19 protein-coding genes are annotated in these 19,913 nt (G+C 67.1%); 6 read left to right on the top strand and 13 right to left on the bottom strand.

Annotated elements, in window-relative coordinates:
* Nucleotides 1-3: 3 nt before the first annotated feature.
* From ACV22V_RS16545 to ACV22V_RS16510, 8 genes are all read right to left on the bottom strand, one after another.
* Nucleotides 4-1,059: a branched-chain amino acid ABC transporter permease gene (locus ACV22V_RS16545; RefSeq protein WP_059699580.1), complete on the bottom strand. Its 1,056-nt coding sequence runs from the start codon at nt 1,057-1,059 to the stop codon at nt 4-6.
* Between the two features lie 201 nt (nt 1,060-1,260).
* Nucleotides 1,261-2,418: an ABC transporter substrate-binding protein gene (locus tag ACV22V_RS16540; protein ID WP_059531229.1), complete on the bottom strand. Its 1,158-nt coding sequence runs from the start codon at nt 2,416-2,418 to the stop codon at nt 1,261-1,263.
* A 1,097-nt stretch (nt 2,419-3,515) separates the two neighbouring features.
* Nucleotides 3,516-4,490: a branched-chain amino acid ABC transporter permease gene (locus tag ACV22V_RS16535; protein ID WP_448014700.1), complete on the bottom strand. Its 975-nt coding sequence runs from the start codon at nt 4,488-4,490 to the stop codon at nt 3,516-3,518.
* Nucleotides 4,490-5,374: a branched-chain amino acid ABC transporter permease gene (locus ACV22V_RS16530; protein WP_448014698.1), complete on the bottom strand. Its 885-nt coding sequence runs from the start codon at nt 5,372-5,374 to the stop codon at nt 4,490-4,492. The genes ACV22V_RS16535 and ACV22V_RS16530 overlap by 1 nt, the downstream gene beginning before the upstream one ends.
* 114 nt (nt 5,375-5,488) lie before the next feature.
* On the bottom strand, nt 5,489-6,688 hold the full coding sequence (locus ACV22V_RS16525; protein ID WP_448014696.1) for an ABC transporter substrate-binding protein: 1,200 nt from the start codon (nt 6,686-6,688) through the stop codon (nt 5,489-5,491).
* A 77-nt stretch (nt 6,689-6,765) separates the two neighbouring features.
* The gene (locus ACV22V_RS16520) at nt 6,766-7,521 is read right to left on the bottom strand and encodes an ABC transporter ATP-binding protein (protein WP_059465973.1); all 756 of its coding nucleotides are present in this window, start codon (nt 7,519-7,521) and stop codon (nt 6,766-6,768) included.
* Entirely contained in the window at nt 7,518-8,297 is a 780-nt protein-coding gene (locus ACV22V_RS16515; protein WP_040142748.1) for an ABC transporter ATP-binding protein, read from the bottom strand. The genes ACV22V_RS16520 and ACV22V_RS16515 overlap by 4 nt, the downstream gene beginning before the upstream one ends.
* A gap of 471 nt (nt 8,298-8,768) precedes the next feature.
* Nucleotides 8,769-10,454, bottom strand: a complete 1,686-nt coding sequence (locus ACV22V_RS16510; RefSeq protein WP_448014694.1) for a GMC family oxidoreductase — start codon at nt 10,452-10,454, stop codon at nt 8,769-8,771.
* 163 nt (nt 10,455-10,617) lie between these two features.
* On the opposite strand from ACV22V_RS16510, the gene ACV22V_RS16505 reads away from it, so the two are divergent.
* Together ACV22V_RS16505 and ACV22V_RS16500 are read left to right on the top strand one after the other, a co-directional pair.
* Nucleotides 10,618-11,517, top strand: a complete 900-nt coding sequence (locus ACV22V_RS16505; protein WP_448014692.1) for a LysR family transcriptional regulator — start codon at nt 10,618-10,620, stop codon at nt 11,515-11,517.
* Nucleotides 11,518-11,737: 220 nt separating this feature from the next.
* Entirely contained in the window at nt 11,738-12,271 is a 534-nt protein-coding gene (locus ACV22V_RS16500) for a class IV adenylate cyclase (protein ID WP_059531241.1), read from the top strand.
* A 60-nt stretch (nt 12,272-12,331) separates the two neighbouring features.
* On the opposite strand, the gene ACV22V_RS16495 is transcribed toward ACV22V_RS16500, so the two are convergent.
* Nucleotides 12,332-12,817 carry an Lrp/AsnC family transcriptional regulator gene (locus ACV22V_RS16495; RefSeq protein WP_006408082.1) on the bottom strand — a complete coding sequence of 162 codons (486 nt, stop codon included), beginning with the start codon at nt 12,815-12,817 and terminating at the stop codon, nt 12,332-12,334.
* A gap of 106 nt (nt 12,818-12,923) precedes the next feature.
* On the opposite strand from ACV22V_RS16495, the gene phhA reads away from it, so the two are divergent.
* Both phhA and ACV22V_RS16485 read left to right on the top strand, forming a co-directional pair.
* Nucleotides 12,924-13,850, top strand: a complete 927-nt coding sequence (gene phhA / locus ACV22V_RS16490; protein WP_448014691.1) for a phenylalanine 4-monooxygenase — start codon at nt 12,924-12,926, stop codon at nt 13,848-13,850.
* Nucleotides 13,851-14,011: 161 nt separating this feature from the next.
* On the top strand, nt 14,012-14,320 hold the full coding sequence (locus tag ACV22V_RS16485; RefSeq protein WP_059531247.1) for a 4a-hydroxytetrahydrobiopterin dehydratase: 309 nt from the start codon (nt 14,012-14,014) through the stop codon (nt 14,318-14,320).
* A 92-nt stretch (nt 14,321-14,412) separates the two neighbouring features.
* Here ACV22V_RS16485 and ACV22V_RS16480 read toward each other — a convergent pair whose 3' ends face one another.
* The gene (locus tag ACV22V_RS16480) at nt 14,413-14,643 is read right to left on the bottom strand and encodes a DUF3717 domain-containing protein (protein ID WP_006756491.1); all 231 of its coding nucleotides are present in this window, start codon (nt 14,641-14,643) and stop codon (nt 14,413-14,415) included.
* 123 nt (nt 14,644-14,766) lie between these two features.
* Here ACV22V_RS16480 and ACV22V_RS16475 point away from each other — a divergent pair, with 123 nt between their 5' ends.
* Nucleotides 14,767-15,459: a response regulator gene (locus ACV22V_RS16475; RefSeq protein ID WP_006401494.1), complete on the top strand. Its 693-nt coding sequence runs from the start codon at nt 14,767-14,769 to the stop codon at nt 15,457-15,459.
* A gap of 116 nt (nt 15,460-15,575) precedes the next feature.
* Nucleotides 15,576-17,060, top strand: a complete 1,485-nt coding sequence (locus tag ACV22V_RS16470) for a sensor histidine kinase (protein ID WP_448014689.1) — start codon at nt 15,576-15,578, stop codon at nt 17,058-17,060.
* Nucleotides 17,061-17,151: 91 nt separating this feature from the next.
* On the opposite strand, the gene ACV22V_RS16465 is transcribed toward ACV22V_RS16470, so the two are convergent.
* The 3 genes from ACV22V_RS16465 to ACV22V_RS16455 all read right to left on the bottom strand — a co-directional run bounded on the left by ACV22V_RS16465 (nt 17,152) and on the right by ACV22V_RS16455 (nt 19,887).
* Nucleotides 17,152-17,673, bottom strand: coding sequence for an SET domain-containing protein (locus tag ACV22V_RS16465; protein ID WP_059691492.1), 522 nt, complete (start codon nt 17,671-17,673; stop codon nt 17,152-17,154).
* Between the two features lie 188 nt (nt 17,674-17,861).
* Entirely contained in the window at nt 17,862-18,974 is a 1,113-nt protein-coding gene (locus tag ACV22V_RS16460; protein WP_448014688.1) for an NADH:flavin oxidoreductase/NADH oxidase, read from the bottom strand.
* A 202-nt stretch (nt 18,975-19,176) separates the two neighbouring features.
* Nucleotides 19,177-19,887 (bottom strand): glutamine amidotransferase, encoded by a 711-nt coding sequence (locus ACV22V_RS16455; RefSeq protein ID WP_448014686.1) that lies wholly within the window; start codon nt 19,885-19,887, stop codon nt 19,177-19,179.
* Nucleotides 19,888-19,913: the final 26 nt, after the last annotated feature.

Here is a 19,913-nt window from a genome sequence, read left to right as displayed (position 1 = left end):
GCGTCACTCCTCTTCCTCTTCCGTGTGCGGCGTCGCGAAACTCCGCCACAGCAGCACCGGGATGATCAGCGTGAACACGATCACTTCCTTGTACGCGCTCGCCCAGAACGACGAATACGATTCGAGCACGCCGACCAGCAGCGAGCCGGCGGCCGCGAGCGGATAGCTGACCAGCCCGCCGATGATCGCGCCGACGAAACCCTTCAGGCCGATCAGGAAGCCGGAGTCGTAATAGATCGTCGTCAGCGGACCGACGAGGATGCCGGACAGCACACCGAGCCCGGCCGCCAGCGTGAACGCGAGTCGCCCTGCTTCGGTCGTGCCGATGCCGACGAGCCGCGCGCCGAGCCGGTTCACCGACGTCGCACGCAGCGCCTTGCCGGCGATCGTGCGGCCGAAGTACACGTAGAGCGCACCGATCAGCACCAGCGCGGTCACGACCACGAGGATGCTCTGCACCGACACCGTCATGCTGCCGACCGACAGCGACGCATCCGCGAAGCCGTTGGTGCGCGAACCTTCCGCCCCGAACATCACGAGCCCGAGGCCGACCATCGCGAAATGGACGGCGACGGACACGATCAGCAGCAGCAGCGTCGTGCCTTCGGCGATCGGCTGATAAACGAGCCGGTAGACGAACGGCCCCATCGGCACGACGATCGCGAGCGTCAGCGCGATCTGCGCAAGCATCGGCATCGGCTGCGCGGCAAAGCTGCGCGTGATCGCGAACACCGCGAGCGGCAGCAGCACGTAGCGGCTAGCGAGCGTCGCGAGCGTGCGGCCGAGCTGATGGCGGCGTTCGCGATGGCGGATCAGGCCGCCGACTTCCAGCAGGAAGCACGCGATGCCCATCACGAACAGCAACCAGCAGGTGGCGGGAAATTTCTGCGCCTGCAACGCTGCAAGCGTGAGCGCACCGTAGGCGACGAATTCGCCCTGGGGAATGAAGATCACCCGCGTGACGGAAAACACCAGCACGAGCGCCAGCGACAGCAATGCATAAATGGCGCCGGTCGTGATGCCGTCTTGCGCGAGGATCGCCGCAATCGAGAGATCCATACGTTTCGTGTATCGAGAATGCTGCGGAGAAACGAAAGACGGGAATGGCCGCGGCGCACGAACGGCAAGATCGGCGTGTCGGGCGCCACGCGGCGGGCCCCGGTGATTCCATGCGGCACGGGAGCGGCCCGACAGGCCCGCTCCGCTGCCGACGGCGCGCACGGCGCCGTTCGCGCCGCGCCCGCCGGTTTCACGTGGTGCTTATTCGGCCTGCAGCTTCCACTTGCCGTCGACGATCTGCACCATCACGCGCGCACGCGTGTCGAAGCCGTTGTGATCGGTCGGCGTCGTGTTGATCACGCCGTGCGACACGGGCAAATCCTTCACGCTCTCGAGCGACGCGCGCAGCGCCTCGCGGAACGCCTCGGTGCCCGGCTGGCCCTTCTTCAGCGCGTCGGGAATCGCACGCTGCAGCAACAGCCCCGCATCCCATGCGTGGCCGCCGAAGGTCGACAGCGAACCCGCGCCGTACGCCTTCTCGTACGCGGCCTTGTAGCCGAGCGCCGGCTTCTTCACCGGGTTCGAATCGGGGAGCTGGTCGGTCACGAGCACCGGGCCGGCCGGCAGGATCTCGCCTTCGCAATCCTTGCCGCACACGCGCAGGAAGTCGTTGTTCGCGACGCCATGCGTCTGATACACCTTGCCCTTGTAGCCACGCTCCTTCAGCGTCTTAGCGGGCAGCGCGGCCGGCGTGCCGGACCCGGCGATCAGCATCGCGTCGGGATTCGAGCCCATCAGCTTCAGCACCTGCCCCATCACCGACGCGTCGGTGCGGTTGTAACGCTCGTTCGACACGAGCTTCAGCCCGTTCTTCTCGGCCGCCGCGCTGAACGTCTTGTACCAGCTGTCGCCGTACGCATCGGCGAAGCCGATGAAGCCGACCGTCTTCACGCCGTGCTTCGCCATGTAGCCGGCGATCGCATCGGCCATCAGCTGGTCGTTCTGCGGCACCTTGAACATCCATGCGCGCTTCGCGTCCATCGGCGAGATGATCTGCGCGCTCGCCGCGAGCGAGATCGTCGGCGTCTTGCCCTGCGATACCGGATCGAGCATCGCGAGCGAGTTCGGCGTGACGGACGAACCGATGATCGCGTCGACGTGATCCTCGTCGATCAGCTTGCGCACGTTCTGCACCGCGCGGCTCGTGTCGGACGCATCGTCGAGCACGATGTACTGGACGCTCTTGCCCGCGATTTCCTTCGGCAGCAGCGCGATCGTGTTCTTTTCCGGAATCCCGAGCGATGCGGCCGGCCCGGTGGCCGACAGCGTCACACCGATCTTCACCTGCGCCGACGCCGTGGCCGCCGCGCACACGAGGCCCGCGGCAAGCAGAACCTCCATCCATCGATTCATCTTCATTTACGTTGTCTCCAAACGCTGCTCGAAAAATCCGCGGGTCGCTCGGGCGGCTCCCGGTCCTCAAACAAGTTAATAATTTAACTATCTCGCCGTACCGCGCCTACGCTCGTTTTCCCGTGACACGCCGGCACCGCCATCAAGCCCCGGCGAGACCGCGCGCGCACGCGCCGCGGCGTGCGCCGACACGGTCGTGCGACCGCCACGATGCGCGGCGGCAATGTCGTCAGGATGAACAAAACGGAGAAATGCGACGTTGCGCGAGACGCGATCGATGCGGACGCAACGATCGTCGGAAGGTCGGCCGGCCGGGCCGGGTTCGGCTCCACGAGCGGGCGGCGCAGAATCGAAAAATCGGCCGTTCATGCGGATGCGAACGCAACGACCGCGGAGACCGTCGTTCCGGCAAATCGCACCGGAACGCGCATGCCGGCCGCAGGACGGCTCGTGAACGCCGGGGCATACCCGTGCACCGCCGACCCCGAACGAGCGGCGCCAGCCGCCCCTCGCACCCCGATCCATCGTCCCGCGCTTCTCATCCAACCGCACTCCCTCTTCTGCATTTTGCTTGTAGGAGAACTGCCGACCGTTTTCCCGACCGCTCGGTCGGCGAAAGCTGAGTGTAACGGACGCTTTTTGCGCACGCCAACCGGGTAAGCCCGGACGGCGATGCACGCGGCTGCGCGCCGGCGGCGATCGACCGGCAGGAATGGATGAAAATGGGGAGACGGGATGAGGCGAGCGAGGTGGTGCAGAATGCGGCGCCACTGCCCTGCACCAGCATTGGAAATCCGCGCACCAAATGAAAAAGCGCTGTTGGATTCCGTCCAACAGCGCTTTGGGGTCCGGGCACTTTGTGCCTCGATTGTCTCCTCGTTCTCCACCTGCAAATTCGTTTCGCGGTGCATCAGAACTGAAACGAAGATTAAAGGACCTTTCACCCTGCGACAACTTAGCATTTACCCCTATGGTGCATCGCCGCACGAAAATGGGGCACCAGTCTCGCCGCGCGGCACCGGCACGAGGCCGCCGAAACGCCCTTCCCGGCCGGCCCGGATGGTGCTTCGCATCAACGCGCCGCGCCGGCCGCCGCGCTGCAATCAGGACGGCCTGAGCGTCTTGACCCGCGCGACCATCTCGCCGACGATCCCGCGCCTGAACGCAAGCACGCATGCGATGAAGATCAGCCCCGTGACGATCGTCGTCGATTCGCCGAGCGAGTGGAACCAGCCGATGCCGGTCGCCGACGCGAGCCACTCGCCGATGTCGCCGAGCCGGTCCTCCAGCGCGACGATCAGCGCCGCGCCGAGCAGCGGCCCGAACAGCGTGCCCATCCCGCCGACGAGCGTCATCAGCACGACGAGGCCCGACATCGTCCAGTACGCGTCGGACAGCGTCTCGAAACCGAGCACCAGCACCTTCAGCGAACCGGCCAGCCCCGCGAGCCCGGCCGACAGGATGAACGCGAGCAGCTTGAAGCGGTCGGTGTCGTAGCCGAGCGAGATCGCTCGCGCCTCGTTCTCCTTGATCGCGACGAGCACCTGGCCGAACGGCGAGTGCACGATCCGCACGATGAACGCGCACGCCGCGACGATCACCGCGAGCACGACGTAGTAGAGCGCGACGTCGTTCGACAGGTCGACGAGCCCGAACAGGTGCCCGCGCGGCACGCCCTGCAGGCCGTCCTCGCCGTGCGTGAACGGCGCCTGCAGGAAGATGAAGTAGACCATCTGCGCGAACGCGAGCGTGATCATCGCGAAGTAGATGCCCTGCCGGCGGATCGCGAACAGGCCGACCACGAGCCCCAGCAGCGTCGCGGCGAACGTGCCCACGAGCACGCCGAGCTCGGGCGTGAAGCCGAGCGTCTGGATCGCATAACCGGTCGCATAGCCGGCGGTCGCGAGGAACATCGCGTGGCCGAACGACAGCAGCCCCGTATAGCCGATCAGCAGATTGAACGCGGCCGCGAACAACGCGAACGTGAGCACCTTCATCACGAACACCGGATACGCACCGATGAACGGCGCGGCGAGCAGTGCCGCGAGCAGCACGCCGTAGAGCACTTTTCTCTGCATCATTTTTCCTTGCCGAACAGGCCCGCCGGGCGAATCAGCAGCACGATCGCCATGATCACGAACACGACCGTGGCCGATGCTTCCGGATAGAACACGCGCGTGAAGCCCTCGATCACGCCGAGCAGCAGCCCCGTGATGATCGAGCCGAGGATCGAGCCCATCCCACCGATCACGACCACCGCGAACACGGTGATGATCATCGGCTGGCCCATCAGCGGCGACACCTGGATCACCGGCGCCGCGAGCACGCCCGCGAACGCCGCGAGCGCGACGCCGAAGCCGTAGGTGAGCGTGATCATCATCGGCACGTTCACGCCGAACGCCTCGACGAGCTTCGGGTTCTCGGTGCCGGCGCGCAGATAGGCGCCCAGGCGCGTCTTCTCGATCACGAACCAGGTCGCGAGACACACCGCGAGCGACGCGAGGACCACCCACGCGCGGTAGTTCGGCAGGAACATGAAGCCGAGATTGGTCGCGCCGGACAGCTGCGCCGGCACGTCGTACGGCTGGCCGGACGCCCCGTAGATCGAGCGGAACACGCCTTCGACGACGAGCGTGAGGCCGAACGTGAGCAGCAGCCCGTACAGGTGATCGAGCTTGTACAGCCAGCGCAGCATCGAACGCTCGATCAGGATCCCGAACGCACCGACGATCAGCGGCGCGAGCACGAGCATCGCCCAGTACGGCAACGCGAAGTACGACAGCCCCATCCACGCGAGCATCGCGCCCAGCATGAACAGCGCGCCGTGCGCGAAGTTGATCACGTTGAGCAGCCCGAAGATCACCGCGAGGCCGAGGCTCAGGATCGCGTAGAACGAGCCGTTGACGAGCCCGAGCAGCAACTGGCTCAGCATCGCCGGCAACGGAATGCCAAAGATTTCCATCGACTTAGCCGTCAGAATGAGTTTCGTTGCGTGCGCAACGTTCAAGCCGTCGCGCGCACGGGCGGCGCAGCGGGCACATCGCTGCGCCCGCCGCCGCGCGGCGCTACGTCGCGCTTACTTCCACATCGCGCAGCGCGATTCCTGCTTGGTGCCGAATGCCTGATCGCCCGGAATCGTCGCGAGCACCTTGTAGTAGTCCCACGGCTCCTTCGATTCGGACGGCTTCTTCACTTCCATCAGGTACATGTCGTGAATCATGCTGCCGTCCTGGCGAATGAAGCCCTTCGCGTAGAAGTCGTTGATCTTCATCTTCTTCAGCTCGGCCATCACCTTGTCGGAGTCGGTCGTGCCGGCCGCCTGCACGGCCTTCAGGTAGGTCGTCACCGACGAATAGTCGGCCGCCTGCAGGCTCGACGGCATCTTCTTCATCTTGCCGAAGTAGCGCTGCGCCCACTGGCGCGACGCCGCGTCGCGGTTCCAGTACCAGCTGTCGGTCAGCACGAGGCCCTGCGTCGTCTCGAGGCCGAGGCTGTGCACGTCGTTGATGAACATCAGCAGCCCGGCGAGCTTCATCGTCTTCGTGATGCCGAATTCCTTCGCGGCCTTGATCGCGTTGATCGTGTCGCCGCCCGCGTTCGCGAGGCCGAGGATCTGCGCCTTCGACGACTGCGCCTGCAGCAGGAACGACGAGAAATCCGACGCGGACAGCGGATGCCGCACCGCGCCGAGCACCTGGCCGCCGTTCGCCTTCACGACGTCCGACGTGTTCTTCTCGAGCGCCTTGCCGAACGCGTAGTCGGCGGTCAGGAAGAACCAGCTCTTGCCGCCCTGCTTCACCACCGCCGAGCCGGTGCCCTTCGCGAGCGCCATCGTGTCGTACGCATAGTGCACCGTGTACGGCGTGCATTCCTCGTTCGTCAGCGTGTCCGCGCCCGCACCGATGTTGATGTAGACCTTCTTCTTCTCCGCGGCGAGCTTGGCCATCGCCAGCGCCGTCCCCGAATTCGTGCCGCCGACGAGCAGGTCGAGCCCGCCGCGGTCCATCCACTCGCGCGCCTTCGACGCGGCGATGTCCGCCTTGTTCTGGTGATCGGCATAGACGACCTCGATCGGCTTGCCGAGCACCTTGCCGCCGAAATCGGCGACGGCCATGCGGATCGCCTCGAGGCCGCCCTGCCCGTCGATGTCCGCGTAAAGCCCCGACATGTCGGTGACGAAACCGATCTTCACGCTATCCGCGGCGTGTGCGGCGCCGGCGGTGAACGCTGCGGTCGCGACCGCGAGACACGCGTGTGCGAGGGTCTTCCTTTTCATTGACGTCTCCTGTTCTTCTGATGCGTTGTGGTTGTTCGAAGGCCGCCACGGCTAGCGGCAAGGGAAACGGGGCGGCGTCACACCCCGAGCAGGTCGTGAAGGATCGGCATCTTGCCTTCCAGTTCGGATGAGCGGAAATGCTCGACGATGCGGCCATGTTCCATCACGTAGAAGCGGTCGGCGAGCGGCGCGGCGAAGCGGAAATTCTGTTCGACCATCACGACCGTATAGCCGCGCGCCTTCAGCGCGACGATCATTCGCGCGAGCGCCTGCACGATCACCGGCGCGAGGCCTTCGGAAATCTCGTCGAGCAGCAGCAGGTTCGCGCCGGTGCGCAGGATCCGCGCCACCGCGAGCATCTGCTGCTCGCCGCCGGAAAGCCGCGTGCCCTGGCTCTGCCGGCGCGACGCGAGGTTCGGGAACATCGCGTAGATCTCGTCGAGCGACATCGCGTGCTCGCGCGGCCCGATCGGCGGCGGCAGCATCAGGTTCTCCTCGCACGACAGGCTCGAGAAGATCCCGCGCTCCTCCGGGCAATAGCCGACGCCGAAATGCGCGATGCGATGCGTCGCGAGGCCGATCGTCTCGTTGCCCGCGACCTTGATCGAGCCGCTGCGCCGGCCGGTGAGGCCCATGATCGCGCGCAGCGTCGTGGTGCGGCCCGCGCCGTTGCGGCCGAGCAGCGTGACGACCTCGCCGCGATGAACGCTCAGGTCGACACCATGCAATATGTGGGATTCCCCGTACCAGGCCTCGAGGCCCGTGATCTCCAGCGCGGGCGTGCCGCTTTCGACGCCGCTCAATTCGCGTTCCTCCCGTTCGCTGTGCTTCATGCGTGCGCCCCCGCGAGCGCCGCGTCGGCGCTGCCCATGTAGGCCTCGATCACCAGCGGATTCTTCGACACTTCCGCATACGACCCTTCGGCCAACACCTCGCCGCGCTGCAGGACGGTGATCGTGTCGGAGATGCCCGCGATCACGTTCATGTTGTGCTCGACCATCAGGATCGTGCGGCCGCTCGCGACCTTCTTGATCAGCGCGGTCACGCGGTCGACGTCCTCGTGGCCCATCCCTTGCGTGGGCTCGTCGAGCAGCATCAGTTCGGGTTCCATCGCGAGCGTCGTCGCGATCTCGAGCGCGCGCTTGCGGCCGTACGCGAGCTCGACCGTCGGCACGTGCGCGAAATCGGTGAGGCCGACCTGCGTGAGCAGGTCCATCGCGCGATCGTCGAGGCGCCGCAACGTGCGCTCGCTGCGCCAGAAGTGGAATTCGGTGCCGAGCGCGCGCTGCAGGCCGATGCGCACGTTCTGCAATGCGGTCAGGTGCGGGAATACCGCCGAGATCTGGAAGGAACGGATGATGCCGCGACGTGCGACCTGGGCGGGCCGCTCGTCGGTGATGTCGATCCCGTTGAAGACGATCTGGCCGGCCGTCGGTGTCAGGAATTTGGTGAGCAGGTTGAAGCAGGTGGTCTTGCCCGCGCCGTTCGGTCCGATCAACGCATGGATCGCACCGCGGCGCACACGCAGGTTGACGCCGTTCACGGCGGTGAAGCCCCTGAATTCCTTCGTCAGTCCGCGTGTTTCGAGAATCGTGTCGCCGAGAATCATGTTCCCTTCCGTACGAAGTCAGGCGAAGCACCGGGAAGATTCGCGCAAGCGACCGCGAACAGAACCGCGGATCAGCGGGCTGCCCCCGGGGCGCCGTATTACGCCTCGAGGGTGGTCTCCCGCGCCGACGCGTATGCACACTGCGCAACATTGTCGCGCCGTTGGTGCAGTGCAATCATCGGGATTTGCACTTATAGGGCTGGCCGCCATACAGGACGCGGCTGAGCGCGGATTTCGACGCGTTTTTTTTGACACGCGCATCATCGACGGTCGCGCGCTCGCACGACGCGTGCCTGCAAGAGCGCGGGCACGTTACGCTGCGCGTCATCTCGTCGCGCAACAGGAAGACTGCGAACAATGCGCGGCGTGCGCGTCGTCGATCGGTTGCGATCGGCACGCGCCAGCTTGTTTCGCATAGCGAATCAGCGGGCACCCGGATGACGGCCCGCTGTCGCGCGCGTCAGCGTGGCGTCATGCTGCCGTCACGGCCGCTTCCGTTCGCACCTGTGTCGCGTCGTGCGCAGCACGTCGGTCGGCGCGGATCATGTCGCTCGCGCGCTCGGCGATCATCAGCGTCGGCGAATTCGTGTTGCCCGACGTGATGAACGGCATCACCGATGCATCGACGATCCGCAGCCCCGCGATGCCGCGCACGCGCAGCCGGCTGTCGACGACGGCGCGCGCGTCGTCCGCACGCCCCATCCGGCACGTACCGACCGGATGGAAGATCGTCGTGCCGACCGCACCCGCCGCTTCGATCAGCTCGGCTTCGGTCTGGTACCGCGTGCCCGGCAGGATCTCCTCGGGGCGGTAGCGCGCGAGCGCCGGCGCGGACGCGATTCGGCGCGTGAGGCGCAGCGCATTCGCCGCGACATGACGATCGTGGTCGGTCGACAGATAGTTCGGCGCGATCGACGGCGCCGCGCCCGCATCGGGGCTCGCGATATGCACGCTGCCGCGCGAACTCGGCCGCAGATGGCAGACGGACGCCGTGAAGGCGTTGAAGCCGTGCAGCGGCTCGCCGAAACGCTCCAGCGACAGCGGTTGCACGTGGTATTCGAGATCGGGGCGCGTGAGCGCGGGATCGTCCGGATCGGACTTCGCGAACGCGCCGAGCTGCGACGGCGCCATCGACATCGGCCCGCGCTGCAGCAGCGCATATTCGGCGCCGATCATCAGCTTGCCCCACCAGTGCGCGGACAGCGTGTTCAGCGTGCGTACGCCTTCGACGCGAAATGCCATCCGCAACTGCAGGTGATCCTGCAGGTTCTCGCCGACACCCGGCAGATCCTGCACGACGTCGATGCCGAGCGCCTGCAGCCGCGCGCCCGCACCGATGCCCGACAGTTCGAGCAGCTGCGGCGAATTCACCGCGCCGGCGGTGAGCAGCACTTCGGCGCGCGCGCGCGCGACGTAGTCGGTGCCGCCGCCGCGATACTCGACGCCGACCGCGCGCCGCCCCTCGAAGATCACGCGCTGCGCCTGCGCGCCGGTGATCACGGTGAGGTTCGGGCGGGTCATCGCGGGCCGCAGGAACGCCTTCGACGTATTCCAGCGCACGCCGCGCTTCTGGTTCACTTCGAAATAGCCGACCCCGGTGTTGTCGCCGCGGTTGAAATCGTCGGTCGCCGGGATGCCCGTCTGCTGCGCGGCCTGCGCGAACGATTCGAGGATCTCCCAGCGCAGCCGCTGCTTCTCGACGCGCCAGTAGCCGCCCGCGCCGTGCGCCTCGCTCGCGCCCGCGTGGTGGTCCTCGCTGCGCTTGAAGATGGGCAGCACGCTGTCCCACGACCAGCCGGCGTCGCCGGTTTCCTGTGCCCAGCCGTCGTAATCCTCGCGCTGGCCGCGCATGTAGATCATCCCGTTGATCGACGAGCAGCCGCCGAGCACGCGGCCGCGCGGATACGACAGCGCGCGGCCGTTGAGCGCCGCCTCGGGCTGCGTCTTGTACAGCCAGTCGGTGCGCGGATTACCGATGCAATACAAATAGCCGACCGGGATGTGGATCCAGTGGTAGTCGTCCTTGCCGCCGGCTTCGAGCAGCAGCACGCGGATTTCGGGATCCTCGGTCAGGCGGTTCGCGAGCACGCAGCCTGCGGTGCCCGCGCCGACGATCACGTAATCGAATTCGCCCTCGAGCGTGCGTTGAGTACTCACGAGTGTCTCCATGGATTGTTGTGTATCGCGCATGCGATTCCGCGCGTCGTTTTCAGCATAGTGCGTCGCGGGCGATGCGGTCGATGAAGCGTACTCCGCCCGCCCGCCGCCGATCCAATGAGTTATGCTGAACCGCGTTATAAGCTGCGCTCATATCACGACGATGGATCTCACCCTGCTCCGTGCGTTCGCGACGGTCGCCCGCGAAGGCAACCTGACGCGCGCCGCCGTGCAGTTGCACCTGACGCAGCCGGCCGTCAGCCTGCAGATCAAGCATCTGCAGGTAACGCTCGGCGTCACGCTGTTCACGCGCACGTCGCGCGGGCTTGCGCTCACGCGCGACGGCCAGACGCTGCTGCCGCATGCGGAGCGCGCGCTGGCCGCGGCCGCGGACGTGCAGCGCGCCGCTGCTGCGCTGCGCCACGAGGTGCGCGGCCGGCTGCGGATCGGCACCATCCTCGATCCCGGCTTCCTGCGGCTCGGCGGCTTCCTGCGCGCGCTGGTCGAAACCCATCCGCAGATAGAAACCGCGTTGCGGCACGGGATGTCCGGCTGGGTGCTCGAACAGGTGCGCGCGCAGGCGCTCGACGTCGGCTATTACATCGGCCGGCCCGGCGAGGACGATCCGCGCGACGACGCGCTGTTCCACACGGTCACGCTCACGCACTTCCAGTACCGCGTGCTCGCGCCGGCCGGCTGGAAGGAGCGCGTGCAGCGCGCGCACGACTGGCGCGCGCTCGCCACGCTGCCGTGGATCTGGACGCCGCCGGCGTCCGCTCATCACCGGCTGCTGTCGCGGCTGTTCGCGGCGGCCGGCGCGCAGCCGGTGAAGGTCGCCGAGGTCGACCAGGAGCAATCGATGCTCGATCTCGTGAAATCGGGGATCGGGTTGACGCTCGCGCGCGACTCGACCGCGCTGGCCGAAGCGCACGCGCATGCGCTGACGATCGTCGAACGCGTGACGGTGCCGACCGAACTGACTTTCGTGACGCTCGCCGAGCGGCGCGCCGAACCGGCGATCGCGGCCGCGCTGCGGCTGATCGAGACCCAATGGGCGATATGAGCGCCGCTGATGCCGGTGCGGCCGATCGCGCACCGGGCGTCGGACGCGCATCAGGTGCCCGATCGATGCCCGCAAGTGACGGGTGTTATCGCGAACGTGCGCGAATCGCCGCCCCCGCGGCGCGTCGCCGCGTCCCGCCTTCCCGTCACGCCACCATCGCAGGCTTTTTGCTAGATTGTGCCTTCGCACACCGCGAGACCCCTGATCGAAGGAGACCCGCATGGCCCGCAACATCGAGATCAAAGCCCGCGCCCGTGAATTCGACCGGCTGCGCGAACAGGCGGCCAAGCTCGCCGCCGAAGCACCGCTCTTCTACCGCCAGCAGGATTTCTTCTACGACGTGCCGCGCGGCCGGCTGAAGCTGCGCCGCTTCGAGGACGGCACGCCGGCCGAACTGATCTTCTACCAGCGCGACGACCGTGACGGCCCGAAGGCGTCGTACTACACGCGCAGCCCGGTGACGAACCCGGACGCGATGCACTCGCTGCTCGCGACCGCGCTCACCACGCGCGGAATCGTGACGAAGGAACGGCACGTCTACCTCGTCGGCCGCACGCGGATCCACCTCGACCGCGTCGACGGCCTCGGCGACTTCATCGAACTGGAAGTGGTGCTCGGCCCGGACGACGACGAAGCCGGCGGCGAAGCCGAGGCCCATGACGTGTTCGCGAAGCTCGGCGTGGCGCAGGAGGATCTCGTCGCGGTCGCGTACGTCGACCTGCTGAACGCCGACGCACGATCCGAAGCGGCCTGATCCGGTCTGTCCGCGGCGTCAGGCGGCGCCTCGCGCCCAGCCGCCGGCCCGGCCACCGCGTCAGGCGGCGCCGGGCGCCAGGTGCGCGAGCGGCAGCGCGCCGTTGCGCTTGAAGGTCGTCAGCACGATGTTCGAGCGCACGCTGTCGACGCCCGGCACACGCATCAGCTTCTTCATCACGAACTGCGACAGCGCATTGAGATCCGGCGCGACGATCCGCAGCAGATAGTCGGCGTCGCCGACCACCGCATGACATTCGAGCACTTCGGGCAGCACGTCGATCTGTTGCTGGAACTGCTCGATGATCGAATCGCCGTGGTGCTTGAGCTTCAGGCTCGTGAACGCCGTGACGCCGAGCCCGAGCTTCTCGGGGCGCAGCATCACGCGGTAGCCTTCGATCACGCCGGCCGCCTCCAGCCGCTGCAGCCGCCGGCCGATCTGCGACGGCGACAGCGGCACCTCCTCGCCGAGCTGCTGGTGCGTCGCGCGGCCGAAGCGCTGCAGCACGTCCAGAAGCGCGAGATCGAAGTGATCGAGTTCCAGCATGAGCATGCTCCGCATTGATTCCGATTTTGATGCGCGATTATCGCATCAATAAGCAAATCCACGCCATCTTTGCGCCCATTCCGCATGTCACCCGCTCTACACTTGCATGGTTCCCAACCAAAGCGTGCAGAGCCTCACCATGTCCACCGTCGTCACCGCGAAACTGCAGGAGCAGTTCGACGCGGGCCTCGAAACCCGCGCCGATTTCACCATCGACCAGCCGCTCGAACGCTACGGCCAGGTCGACCACGCGGTGTGGCGGCAGCTCTATGCGCGCCAGTCGGCGCTGCTGCGCGGACGCGCATGCGACGCGTTCGTCGCGGGGCTCGGGAAGATCGAGCTGCCGGCCGATCGCGTGCCGTCGTTCGCCGACGTGAATCGCCAGCTGAAACCGGCCACCGGCTGGGAGATCGTCGCCGTGCCGGGCCTCGTGCCCGATCGCGTGTTCTTCGAGCACCTCGCGAACCGGCGGTTTCCGGTCACCTGGTGGATGCGGCGCCCCGATCAGCTCGATTACCTGCAGGAACCCGACTGCTTCCACGACCTGTTCGGCCACGTGCCGCTCCTGATCGAGCCGGTGTTCGCCGACTACATGCAGGCATACGGCCGCACCGCCCTCGCGGTGGCGGACGACGAAGCGGCGCTCGCGCGGCTGGCGCGTCTCTATTGGTATACGGTGGAGTTCGGGCTGATCCGCGACCCGAACGGCACGAACGGGCTGTCGATTTACGGCGCCGGGATCGTGTCGAGCAAGGGCGAGAGCCTGTACAGCCTTGAAAGCGCGGCGCCGAACCGGCTCGGTTTCGACCTCGAGCGCGTGATGCGCACGCGCTACCGGATCGATACGTTCCAGAAGACCTACTTCGTGATCGACGATTTCGCGCAATTGTTCGCGCTGGCCGACGTCGACGGCCGTGCGCTGGCCGACCGGCTGGCCGCGCTGCCCGAATTCCCGGCCGGCGCGGTGGTCGACGGCGATCTCGTGCTGCAACGCGGCACGGGCGAAGGCTGGCCGGACGACGCCGACGCGTAAGTCCGCGGGCCATGCCGGCGTGATCCGCGCGCCGGCGCGCGCCCCCCCTCCCGATGTCCGTCTCCGGATGGCCGTCCCGCAACTATGAAACAATGACCGGTACCGGCTTTGCCGCGTGGCCCTTGCCCGCGTGCGGGCGCCGTTACCGAACGAGGTGCAACATGATCCACAAGCTCACATCAGAAGAACGCAAGACCCGGCTCGAAGGCCTGCCGCACTGGACGGCCGTGCCGGGCCGCGACGCGATCCAGCGCAGCCTGCGCTTCGCCGATTTCAACGAGGCCTTCGGCTTCATGACGCGTGTCGCGATCAAGGCGCAGGAAATGAACCACCATCCGGAATGGTTCAACGTGTACAACCGCGTCGACGTGACGCTATCGACCCACGACGCGGACGGCCTGACCGAACGCGACATCGCGCTCGCTACATTCATCGACCAGGTGTGCGCCCACACGGAACCGGCCGCCTGAGACGTTCCTCTACCGCCGCGCGTCTTTCGACGCGCGGCGCGTCAACTTTTCATTTCGATGAACGTTTTCTAGGATGTACTCAGCGAAAGCCTTCAGCTTTCCAAGCCATCCTTAAGGCGCACGTAAGTCTCGTACGCTTTCCGCGCCTTGGGGTCCAAACCTTCCAGTTGCAGCGCGCCTTCGCGCTGTACAATCAGCAGCGCATACGGCTTGGAGAGCGCGCTGGCCTCTTCGCAGAGTTTGAGTTCGTCGCCGCTCGACGGCGAGCGGGCGCGCCAGAAATTGATCGCGGCTTCGAGGTCGTGAATCGAAATATCGGACATGATTGGATTTAATCGTTCGCTGGCCGCCATGCTTGATTGTCAGGCGATGCGGCGCCCCTGTGGAAACGGCGTCGTGCTGTCCGCGTGCCTGAACCGCCAACCCATTGTACTTGAGCGAACTTCATGCGACTCCTTCTGATCGAAGACGACCGCCCCATCGCACGCGGTATCCAGAGCAGCCTCGAGCAGGCTGGCTTCACCGTCGACATGGTGCATGACGGCATCTTTGCCGAACAGGCGCTGGCACAAAACCGCCACGAACTCGTGATCCTCGACCTCGGCCTGCCGGGCATCGACGGAATGACGCTACTCACACGCTTCCGCCAGACCAATCGCCACACGCCGGTCATCGTGCTAACCGCGCGCGACGAATTGAACGACCGGATTCAGGGCCTGAACTCCGGCGCCGACGATTACATGCTCAAGCCGTTCGAGCCGGCCGAGCTCGAAGCGCGCATCCGCGCGGTGATGCGCCGCAGCGGCCCGCACAGCGACATGCCGCGTCCGGAAGTGTCGCTCGGCGGTGTCCGCCTGTCGGGCGTCGATCGCCGCATCTTCAACGACGACAAGCCGCTGGAACTGTCGCCGCGCGAATTCGCGGTGCTCGAAATGCTGCTGCTGCGTCACGGCCGCGTGGTCAGCAAGGCCCAGCTGCAGGATCACCTCACGCATTTCGGCGGCGACCTCGGCGACACCGCGATCGAAGTCTACGTGCACCGGGTGCGCAAGAAACTCGAGCAGTGCCGTGTCGAAATCGTCACGGTGCGCGGCTTCGGCTACCTGCTGCAGGAAATCCGCCAGACCGCGAGCGTCTGAGCGGCGCCGCACGCCGGCCGGCCGCGTGCCGCCGGCAAGCCGCCCTGCCCGCGTCGCCGTCCGACGCACGTCCGCGCCGCTCCCCGTGAGCGGCGCTTATCCATTTGCCCGTCGAAATGTCTTCTGATCCGGCTGTCACCACCAGCCTGCGCCGCTCGCTGCTTCGACGCCTCGCCGCGCCGCTGTCGATGCTCGCGCTGATGAGCGGCCTGATTGCCTACTGGCTCGCGTGGCAATACACGCAACACGTGATCGACCGCTCGCTCGCCGATCTTGCCACCGCCATCTCCAAACAGATCCAGATCGCCGGGCCGGACGCGCCGTTCACGGTGCCGCCGCTCGCGCAGGCGATGTTCTCCGATCCGGCGGAGGCGCTGATCTACCGGATCAGCGACGGCGAACAGGAACTCGCCGGCGACCCGAAGCTGCCGCTGCGCGGCATCAACGTGCGCCGCATGCATCACGCGTACGTGTTCGAGGCCGAGTACGACAATCGCGCGGTACGCGTCGCGCAGGTGCGCGTCGACGATGTCGAAGGCGGCAAGCCGATGGTGGTCGAGGTCGCGCAGCCGGTGCGGCACCGCTACCGGATCGCGGCCGAATTCCTCGTCGCGATCATGATGCCGCTGCTGCTGTTGCTGCTCGCGGGCTGGGGCATCGTGTGGCGGGTCGTGAACCAGCAGCTCGGCCCGCTCACGCATCTCGCCGATTCACTGAACCGGCAGACCCATACGTCGCTGGAGCCGGTCGACGAGACCGACGTGCCGCTCGAGATCCGGCCGCTGACGAGCGCGATGAACGCGCTGCTCGGCCGCCTGAAGACCGCGCTCGACGCGCAGCGCAAGTTCATCGCCGATGCCGCGCACCAGTTGCGCACGCCGCTCACGGCCGTGAAGCTGCATGCCGAGCAGGCCGCCGTCGCGCGCGACCCGCAGCAGACCTACACCGCGGTGCGCGAACTGCGCGCGGCCGCCGACCGCGCGGTGCGGTTGTCGAACCAGCTGTTGTCGCTCGCGCGTGCGGAGCCGGGCGAACAGGCCGCGCGCTTCGTCGACGTCGATCTGGCCGCGATGGCGTTCGAGACGGGCGCCGAGTGGGTGCCGCGCGCGCTCGCATCGCATGTCGACCTCGGCTTCCAGCGCAGCGACGATCCCGGCGAAGACGAGACGCTGAACGTGCGCGGCAACCCCGTGCTGCTGCGCGAAGTGATCGCGAACCTGCTCGACAATGCGCTGAAATACGTGCCGCTCGCGCGGCCGGCCGGCGCGCGGATCACGGTGAACGTCGCGCGCGGCGCGCTCGAGGACGGCCAGCCGGCCGCCGAGATCGTCGTCGAGGACAACGGCCCGGGCGTGCCGGCCGGCCAGCAGGCCGATCTGTTCAAGCGCTTCTTCCGCGGCGATGCGCAGAGCGGCAACGGCGTCGAGACGGGTGCCGGGCTCGGGCTCGCGATCGTGCACGACATCATCGCGATGCACGGCGGCACGGTGTCGTACGAGGATGCAGCGGAAGGCGGTTCGCGTTTCGTGGTGCGGGTGCCGCTCGCCAAGCGCACCGCGAAGCCGGCAAGCGAGACGCCGGCCGCCGCACCGACGCACTGAGGCGCGCTGGCCGTATCGGGCTGGACGGACGGCCGTGCGGCGGCCATCCGGTGAAGGTGAAGCAGCCGCGCACGATGCGCGGCCGCGCCGGTCACTTCTTCTTTTTCTTGTCCTTCGCGCCGGACTCCGACTTCCGATCCTTCTTCTTTTTCTTCTTGCCGTCGTCGTCGGGCGTGGCGAGCAGCGTGCCGCGACACGCGACCGCGCCGCAATGGCACGCGTATTCGCGCTTGAGCTTCTTCGTCAGCTTCTCGTCGATCACGAGGCCATAGTCGTAGAACAGCTCTTCTTCCGGCCCGATATCGCGCAGCGCGTGGATGAACACGCGGCCCTTGATCTCCTCGGCCTCGCAGTTCGGTGCGCACGAATGGTTGATCCAGCGCGCGCTGTTGCCGTCGATCTTGCCGTCGATCACCCCGCCCTCTTCCAGTGCGAAGTAGAACGTATGATTCGGCTCGTTCGGGTCGTGCGGATGGCGGCGCAGCGCTTCCTTCCACGAAATTCGCTCGCCCTTGTATTCCACTACGCGTTCGCCGGCCTTGATCGGCTCCACCGCGAACACGCCCTTGCCGTGTACTCCCGAGCGGCGCACCGCGATCCTGCGTGAACTCATCGAACGAATCCTTTGAAGACGACTTGAATGGAAGACGGCCGCGTTTGCGTCCTGCGCGGCCCTGCGTCGCGCGAAACGAAAACGCGGCACCGGTCGGTGCCGCGTCGGGGCATGCGGCGAATCACCCGCATCCTACACGTTCACGATTGCTTCGTTCAACATCGCGCGCAATATCGCGCGCATGACGCTCAGCGCTGACCGAATGCGATGTCGCCGAACAACGTCTTGTGCTCGCGCGGCTGCGAGCGCCAGTACTGCGGCGGCGCCGAAACCTGCGCGCCGAGCTCGGCGGCCGCATGCCACGGCCAGCGCGGGTCGTACAGCATCGCGCGCGCCATCGCGACGAAATCGGCGTCGCCGGACTCGATCAGCCGGTTCGCATGCGCGGGCTCGTTGATGAGGCCGACCGCGATCGTCGGCATCCCGACCGCGCGCTTCACCGCCTGCGCGAACGGCACCTGGTAACCGGGCGACAGCGGAATCTTCTGCAGCGGCGACACGCCGCCGGACGACACGTCGATCCAGTCGCAGCCGCGTTGCTTCAGTTCGTGCGCGAACGCGATCGTATCCTCGAGTTCCCAGCCGCCCTCGACCCAGTCGGTCGCCGACACGCGCACGCCGACCGGCCGGTCCGCCGGGAACGCCGCGCGCACGATCTCGAAGATCTCGAGCGGAAAGCGCATCCGGTTGTCTCGCGAGCCGCCGTATTCGTCGGTGCGCTGGTTCGAAAGCGGCGACAGGAACTGATGCAGCAGATAGCCGTGCGCCGCGTGCACCTCGATCGCATCGATGCCGAGGCGCGCCGCACGCTTCGCGGCCGCGGCGAACGCTTCGCGGATCCGGTTCAGGCCGGCCGCGTCGAGCGCGAGCGGCGACGTCTCGCCGTCCTTGTGCGGTAACGCCGACGGCGCATGCGGCAGCCAGCCGCCATCGGCGACGGACACGAGCTGGCCGCCCTTCCACGGCACCTCGCTCGACGCCTTGCGCCCCGCATGCGAGAGCTGCATCGCGACACGGACCGGCGAATGCTTGCGGATCGCCGCCAGCACGGGCTCGAGCGCCGCTTCGGTCACGTCGTCCCACAGGCCGAGGTCGCCGGCCGTGATGCGCCCGTCGGGTTCGACAGCGGTCGCTTCGATGCAGAGCAAGCCCGCGCCGGACAGCGCGAGATGGCCGAGGTGAATCATGTGCCAGTCGGTCGCCTCGCCGCGCTCGGCCGAGTACTGGCACATCGGGGAGATCACGATCCGGTTCGGAAGGGTCACGCCGCGCAGCGTGAACGGAGAAAACAGCGCAGTCATGGATGCCGCTCGCCAGGAAAGGGAAAGAGCGGATCAGCGTAGCATGCGGGCTCGAAGCCTGCTGGCAGCCGGTTCGGCAGTAAGCGGATGGTCAGGCAGGGCCGGCGTGCAGCCGGCAGCGAGGCAGCGCGCACGCGGCGTGCGGCGGTGCACCGGCCGCAATGCCCGCGGGCCGGTCACGCGCGATGCCGCTCGCCCGGGATCAAAGCCCGACGCTGTCGAGCCACTCGCCGAACATGCGTCGCGCGGCCGTCTCCAGCACAGGACCGTGCTGAACGGTGTCGGCGCGCAACTGGCGCGCGTCGATGCCGGGCGTCGACGAGATTTCGCCGGCGTTGCCGATCAGCCAGGGTTCGAAACGGTCGGCGCGGATTTCAGGATGACATTGCAGCGCCAGCACGTGCTGCCCCCACGCGAACGCCTGGTGGCGGCACGCCGGGGTCGAGGCGAGATGGATCGCGCCGCCCGGCAGGTCGAACGTATCGCCATGCCAGTGCAGCATCGAGGTCGCCGCGCCGTCGAGATGGCGCAGCGGCGACGCGCGGCCCGCGTCGGTGAGCGTCAGCGGCGCCCAGCCGAGTTCCTTCTGCGCAGCCGGATAGACGTGCGCACCGAGCGCGCGGGCGATGAACTGCGCGCCGAGGCAGATGCCGAGGATCGGCAGTCCGGCGTCGATGCGCTGGCGCACGAGTGCCGCGAGCGGCGCGATCGACGGATACTGCGCGTCCTCGTACACGCTGAGTGGCCCGCCGAGCATCACGAGCAACGCCGGCTTGAGCGCGTCGAGCGCCTCGACGCGCGACGATCCGACGTCGACGTAGCGCACCCGCCGCCCGCGCTCTCCGAGCACCTGCTCGAAGCTGCCGAGGTCCTCGAAATGCACGTGGCGGATCGCGACCACTTCAGCGTTCATCATCGGCCTCCCGGTCGATCGACGGA

The sequence above is a fragment of the Burkholderia sp. AW33-5 genome (assembly GCF_053427615.1).
This window is presented reverse-complemented; position numbering and strand designations above follow the sequence as displayed.

Bases quoted from the DNA above. Each gene is read 5' to 3' on its own strand.
- ACV22V_RS16545 (WP_059699580.1), bottom strand. From the start codon at position 1,059: ATGGATCTCTCGATTGCGGCGATCCTCGCGCAAGACGGCATCACGACC.
- ACV22V_RS16540 (WP_059531229.1), bottom strand. From the start codon at position 2,418: ATGAAGATGAATCGATGGATGGAGGTTCTGCTTGCCGCGGGCCTCGTG.
- ACV22V_RS16535 (WP_448014700.1), bottom strand. From the start codon at position 4,490: ATGCAGAGAAAAGTGCTCTACGGCGTGCTGCTCGCGGCACTGCTCGCC.
- ACV22V_RS16530 (WP_448014698.1), bottom strand. From the start codon at position 5,374: ATGGAAATCTTTGGCATTCCGTTGCCGGCGATGCTGAGCCAGTTGCTG.
- ACV22V_RS16525 (WP_448014696.1), bottom strand. From the start codon at position 6,688: ATGAAAAGGAAGACCCTCGCACACGCGTGTCTCGCGGTCGCGACCGCA.
- ACV22V_RS16520 (WP_059465973.1), bottom strand. From the start codon at position 7,521: ATGAAGCACAGCGAACGGGAGGAACGCGAATTGAGCGGCGTCGAAAGC.
- ACV22V_RS16515 (WP_040142748.1), bottom strand. From the start codon at position 8,297: ATGATTCTCGGCGACACGATTCTCGAAACACGCGGACTGACGAAGGAA.
- ACV22V_RS16505 (WP_448014692.1), top strand. From the start codon at position 10,618: ATGGATCTCACCCTGCTCCGTGCGTTCGCGACGGTCGCCCGCGAAGGC.
- ACV22V_RS16500 (WP_059531241.1), top strand. From the start codon at position 11,738: ATGGCCCGCAACATCGAGATCAAAGCCCGCGCCCGTGAATTCGACCGG.
- ACV22V_RS16495 (WP_006408082.1), bottom strand. From the start codon at position 12,817: ATGCTGGAACTCGATCACTTCGATCTCGCGCTTCTGGACGTGCTGCAG.
- phhA (WP_448014691.1), top strand. From the start codon at position 12,924: ATGGTTCCCAACCAAAGCGTGCAGAGCCTCACCATGTCCACCGTCGTC.
- ACV22V_RS16485 (WP_059531247.1), top strand. From the start codon at position 14,012: ATGATCCACAAGCTCACATCAGAAGAACGCAAGACCCGGCTCGAAGGC.
- ACV22V_RS16480 (WP_006756491.1), bottom strand. From the start codon at position 14,643: ATGTCCGATATTTCGATTCACGACCTCGAAGCCGCGATCAATTTCTGG.
- ACV22V_RS16475 (WP_006401494.1), top strand. From the start codon at position 14,767: ATGCGACTCCTTCTGATCGAAGACGACCGCCCCATCGCACGCGGTATC.
- ACV22V_RS16470 (WP_448014689.1), top strand. From the start codon at position 15,576: ATGTCTTCTGATCCGGCTGTCACCACCAGCCTGCGCCGCTCGCTGCTT.
- ACV22V_RS16465 (WP_059691492.1), bottom strand. From the start codon at position 17,673: ATGAGTTCACGCAGGATCGCGGTGCGCCGCTCGGGAGTACACGGCAAG.
- ACV22V_RS16460 (WP_448014688.1), bottom strand. From the start codon at position 18,974: ATGACTGCGCTGTTTTCTCCGTTCACGCTGCGCGGCGTGACCCTTCCG.
- ACV22V_RS16455 (WP_448014686.1), bottom strand. From the start codon at position 19,887: ATGAACGCTGAAGTGGTCGCGATCCGCCACGTGCATTTCGAGGACCTC.